Annotated in this window: 4 protein-coding genes and 1 pseudogene; 2 read left to right on the top strand and 3 right to left on the bottom strand. The window is 62.2% G+C overall.

Annotated elements, in window-relative coordinates:
* Nucleotides 1–1,674: class I tRNA ligase family protein (locus tag BP858_RS07510; RefSeq protein WP_286879205.1), on the top strand; the 1,674-nt coding region annotated here is incomplete at its 5' end.
* Here the strand turns inward: BP858_RS07510 and BP858_RS07505 are convergent.
* Both BP858_RS07505 and BP858_RS07500 read right to left on the bottom strand, forming a co-directional pair.
* Nucleotides 1,657–2,391 carry a tRNA(His) guanylyltransferase Thg1 family protein gene (locus BP858_RS07505; RefSeq protein WP_014866099.1) on the bottom strand — a complete coding sequence of 245 codons (735 nt, stop codon included), beginning with the start codon at nucleotides 2,389–2,391 and terminating at the stop codon, nucleotides 1,657–1,659. The two genes, BP858_RS07510 and BP858_RS07505, sit on opposite strands and share 18 nt — an antisense overlap.
* A gap of 32 nt (nucleotides 2,392–2,423) precedes the next feature.
* The gene (locus tag BP858_RS07500; RefSeq protein ID WP_024265319.1) at nucleotides 2,424–2,687 is read right to left on the bottom strand and encodes a PRC-barrel domain-containing protein; all 264 of its coding nucleotides are present in this window, start codon (nucleotides 2,685–2,687) and stop codon (nucleotides 2,424–2,426) included.
* A 52-nt stretch (nucleotides 2,688–2,739) separates the two neighbouring features.
* On the opposite strand from BP858_RS07500, the gene BP858_RS07495 reads away from it, so the two are divergent.
* The gene (locus tag BP858_RS07495) at nucleotides 2,740–3,876 is read left to right on the top strand and encodes a CBS domain-containing protein (RefSeq protein WP_214166011.1); all 1,137 of its coding nucleotides are present in this window, start codon (nucleotides 2,740–2,742) and stop codon (nucleotides 3,874–3,876) included.
* 698 nt (nucleotides 3,877–4,574) lie between these two features.
* Here BP858_RS07495 and BP858_RS07490 read toward each other — a convergent pair.
* Nucleotides 4,575–5,186: pseudogene (locus BP858_RS07490) on the bottom strand (radical SAM protein); the annotation flags it as partial.

Genomic DNA, 5,186 nt, shown 5'->3' with positions numbered 1-5,186 from the left:
TGCTCCTGCGGCGGGGAGATGCACCGGGTGACCGATATCTTCGATGTCTGGTTCGATTCGGCAGTCGCGTCGTGGGCGACCCTCGGGTTCCCGAGAGAACGCGAGGCGTTCGACCGTCTCTGGCCTGCCGACTTCATCACCGAGGGGCAGGACCAGACCCGAGGCTGGTTCTACTCCCAGCTCGGGGCGAGCAACGTGGCGTTCGGCCGCGCCCCCTACAAGAGCGTCCTGATGCACGGCTTCGCGCTGGACGCCGAAGGGCGCAAGATGAGCAAGAGCATCGGCAACGTGGTGACGCCCGAAGAGGTGATGGACCGGTTCGGTGTCGACGTTCTCCGGTTCTATGTCCTCTGGGCAAACGCTCCCTGGGACGACATGAAGTTCAACTGGGACGGCGTGAAGACCATCCACCGGGCGCTTACCATCCTCTGGAACGTCTACCGGTTCCCGCTCCCGTACATGATCCTTGACTCGTTCCAGCCGGCATCCGGGAATGACGGCCGGTGGGACGAAACGTTTGTCAGGATCCATATCAGGGATATGCCCGAGGAGGACCGCTGGATCATCTCCCGGGTGAACACGCTCGCACGGATGATCAGGGACGATCTGCAGGAGTACCACCTCCACCGGGTGACGCGGGCGCTCGCCGCCTTCATCCTCGAGGACCTCTCCCGCTGGTACGTCCAGCTCGTCCGGCCCAGGATGTGGCTCGAGGAAGACTCGCCTGAGAAGCGGGATGCCTACGAGACGACCTACTACGTCATGCGCCGCGTCATCGCGCTTCTGGCACCCTCCGCCCCGCACATCACCGAGGAGATCTACCAGAACCTCCGTCTCCCGGGAGACCCGGAGAGCGTCCATATGCTCGACTGGCCGGAGGCGGACGACCTCCTGATCGACCGGAACCTGGAGACCGCAATGGAGGTTATCAGGTCGTTTGATGATGCGGTCGCCACAGCCCGGCAGGCCGGGAGACGGAAACTCCGCTGGCCTGTCGGGGAGACGGTGGTGGTCACCGGGAGCGACGAGGTGAAGGCGGCTCTCGAGGACTTAAACGAACTCGCTCTGACGCGGGCGAACGCCCGGACGGTCAGGGTCGTCACCGGAACCTGGGACCGGATCCTCTGGCAGGCCGAACCGGTTATGCGGGCTATCGGCCCGGAGTTTGGCAGGGAGGGCCCGAAGGTCAAAGCGCTGATCGAGCAGTCGGACGGCACCGCCCTGAAGGCTGCCATCGAGCGGGATGGAAAGACAGAACTCGGCGGCTACGAGATCGCCGCGCGCCACGTCACCTTCGCGGAGGCCCTGCCCGAGGGGGTCTTTGCCGCGCCCATGAAGGACGCGACGGTCTATGTTGATGTCACCCTCACGCCGGAGCTTGAGGCCGAGGGCTACGCCCGCGAGGTGATCCGGAGGATCCAGGAGATGCGCCGCCAGCTCGACCTGAACGTCGACGACTTCATCGTTGCGGCCGTGGATGTCGCCGACGAGCGGGTGGCCGGGCTCATCGGGGTCGAGGAGTGGAAGAAGGAGATCGCCGGGGAGGTGCGGGCGGCGACCCTCACCGTCCGCCACGCCGACGGGAAGGGGCCGGCCGGGCCCTTTGCGCTCGAGAAGGATTGGGACGTCGAAGGCGTGCAGATGCAGATGGGCATCTCACGCGCCGGTGAGTGACCGGATCAGGGCCGCTCCTTCTTCTGAGGAGAAGAGGGGCGTCTCTTCCAGTTCCCTGATGCAGGTCCTCGTGGCCTGCACGGTCTCGCCTGTCATGGGGTTATACCCCTCTTTTATACACTCTTCCCGGTAGATGAGCGTCCCGCGCCGCTGCCAGGCCGGTGTTGCCGCCAGGTTGACCCCCCGTTCAAACATCATCTCGTGCATCGCGTCCGACTGCATGCCCCGGAGCGCGGCGGCGGCCTCCCGGGAGGTCATCCCCTCCTCGATCAATGCGCTCTGGCAGTAGGCGTTGATGTGGTTCCGCCATGCTTCGTTCTGCCGCGATACGAGGTACTCGACCGCAAACTCCCCTGCTGCAGGGATAGTCCGGGCATCAAACGCCAGCGGTTCGGCGCACCCAAGTTCGATCGTCAGCACGCTCGCCGCAACCGAGGCGGTCACGGAGTCGATCTTCTCCACCCTGCCGGAGAACGGCAGCGCCCGGAAGTAGAGGCTGATCTCGTCTGAGAAGGTGTAGGCGAACGCGGGCGTAAGGCCGCTCCCTTCGAGGATGTAGCGGCAGACCGCCCGCATGCTCGCGTGGAACGCGGGATCAAACGGTTTTCTGAGGTTGAGTGCGCGGGTCAGGCGGTGAAAGGCCCGGCCGTCGAGCCTGACAAAAACGGGGGGGAAGATGGTGAGGTTTGCGAAGATCTCCCGGTCTTTCGTATTCATGGTATAGGGGGATCCGGGGGTGGGTTTCGCGGTTATTCCTCTTTTGCCGGTGACCTGAAGATCCCGGGGATGTGGCGGACGATGACGATGTCACCGATGCTTTTTATGATGCGGAAGGGGATCTGCAGCCCTGAGTAACCCTTGATCTCCCCGATCTCGGGGTTGAGTTCGCCGACCGCAAGGGCGTCGATCTTTTTCTGGTCCACATCGATCACGACATCATCAACGCACCCGATAAAGACGGCTTTATCGGTGTAGACGTTCAGTCCAAACAGCTCTGTGATCTGCGTTCTCATCGGTATCCTCTGAAGGTATATTACTATAAACGATAAAAAGGTACTGCTTTGCATGGATGCCTCGCTTGAGATTGGGAACCTGGCCGGGATTCCGGTCAAACTGCACTGGAGTTTCCTCCTGGTGATACCTCTCTTCGCCTGGATCATCGGGAGCCAGATTGAGCTGACGGTCGAGTTGATTGCAATCCTCTTCGGCGTCCCGATCGACCTGACGCTGATCGTGGCCAATTTCAACCCCTACATCCTTGGGACTGTGGTCGCGCTCGGCCTCTTCGTCGGGGTCTTCATCCACGAGATGGCACACTCGCTCATCGCGAAAGCGAAGGGGATCAAGATCCACAGCATCACGCTCCTTATCCTCGGCGGCGTCTCCCAGATGGAGGAGACCATGCCGGACCCGAAGGTGGAACTCCCCATGGCGCTTGCGGGACCGCTCACGAGCCTTGCGGTCGGCGTGATCTGCGGCGTCCTGGTCTATGTCTTTGAGGCCGTCGTCCCCGACCCGGCAGTCGCCGGCGTCCTTATCTTCGTCTTCGGTTACCTCGGTCTCTTAAACGTCCTGCTCTTCGGGTTCAACCTCCTCCCAGCGTTTCCCATGGACGGGGGGCGCGTGCTCCGTGCGTGGCTCGCCCGGAGGATGCCGCTCTCCCGCGCGACCCGGATTGCCGCCGACGTTGGGAAGGCGTTTGCAGTCCTCTTCGGGATCATCGGGTTCCTGCTCCTCAACCCCATCCTGATCATCATCGCCTTCTTCATCTACATCGGGGCGAACCAGGAGGCCACCTACCTGCGCTACAACATCCTGCTCCAGGACGTCACGGTGGCTGACGCGATGAACTCCCCGGTCATCACCGTGGAGCCGACGATGCCGCTCTCCCAGGTGATAGCGATGATGTACGAGACGAAGCACCTTGGGTTCCCGGTGGTGGAGCGGGGTTCACTTGTCGGGATCATCGCCCTCGCGGATGTCCACAAAGTCTCGCCGATCGACCGGGAGGCCATGCAGGTGCAGGACGTCATGACCCGGAACCCGACAACCCTTCCGCCGTCGGCACCACTTCTTGACGCGCTGAGGGTCATGTCCGGCCGGGATATCGGGAGGATTCCCGTGGTCGCGGGCGATACCCTGGTCGGGATCGTCACCAGGACGGATGTGCTCAGGGTGATGGAACTGCGGGAGGAGACGTAGTGCTTGTTGTCATCTTAAATTTAGAGATCTCCCGTCTCTCTTCGCGTCTTCGCGTCTTCGCGTGAGACTTCGGTACTCTCTATTACCCCTCACGCGAAGACGCGAAGGGCGCGAAGGGGCGTTGCAGGGGATTATACCAACCTTCGCGCACTCCCGCGTGAGACCAGAGTGCCCGTCCCAACACGCGACAAAAGTTTCTAAAATAAGATGACACGATGCAGTAGTGGACCGTTTTCACCTTATTTTGTAGTCCTTGATGCGTGAGGTGGTACGTCAACAACCTCACGCGAAGACGCGAAGGCCGCGAAGGGAAGTTTCCTACATCCGTTACCGAACTTCCGCGTGCTTTCGCGTGAGATAATGTACAAGGGTAACGAACAAGGCCTCTCGCGTTGGACGCGAAGCGCGCCATGAGCCCTCGGCTCATAGATGAACATGAAAACCGGCTATGGCCGGCACGTATTGGGAATAGCGGCCTCTTCGGGCGGACGTTCTCCATACCTGGAGGATGTTTTTCATACTAGCCTTGACGGGGACTCTCTACACCCATTACCAAACTTCGCGGCCTCCCGCGTGCTTCCGCGAGAGTTTTCGGTGTTGGATAATGATAGGGTCTCACGCGAAAGACACGGAGCCTCGACGGGAAGTCGACGGTTTGACCTCCGGTTGGCTTCCTCAAAAATGTTAGCGAAGTACTGTTAAAACACCATAACCCCGTCAACCGGCGTCTCCCCCGCGACCTTCCGGAACTCCGCGAGGCTTCCAAACGGCCGGCGTGCGGCGATGGCTGCGGCCCTCTTCTTCCCGACGCCCGGGATCCACCGGAGCGCCGCGACCGGGAGTGTGTTGACCTCCACCGGGCAGGGGAGGGCCGTCACCGACCGCATCCCCTGGTCCACCACGACGGCGTCGAGCACGCTTCCCACCGGGAGGGCGAGGGGGATCCCGACCAGGATCGGGTATGAGCCCATCTGCCGCCCGAACGACGGCTTCCCGGTGACCTCGATGATGACCTCACTGAGGATGGTGCCGGCAGGAAAGACCCGCTTGAGCATCGGCTCGTCAAACTCTCTCCTGGTCCACTCCTTGAAGGCGCGGAACCGGGCGTCGTGCAGCCCGAGGGTGTTCTCCTCGTAGGCCGCCGTCCCCTCAAACGGCATCACCTGCCTGATGTTCACCCGCCGCACCAGGAGCCCGGCCTTGAGCACCCGCCGGAGGAACGCCTCGTTCGCATCGAATGTCGCCGGCGTCTCCCCCGCGAGGCCGACGATGAAGTTCAGGCCCGGGAGGAGTTCCGGGATACCACCGGT

This window comes from Methanoculleus sp. UBA413, from assembly GCF_002502935.1.
In the GTDB taxonomy this organism is placed as follows: Archaea; Halobacteriota; Methanomicrobia; order Methanomicrobiales; family Methanoculleaceae; genus Methanoculleus; species Methanoculleus bourgensis.
This window is presented reverse-complemented; position numbering and strand designations above follow the sequence as displayed.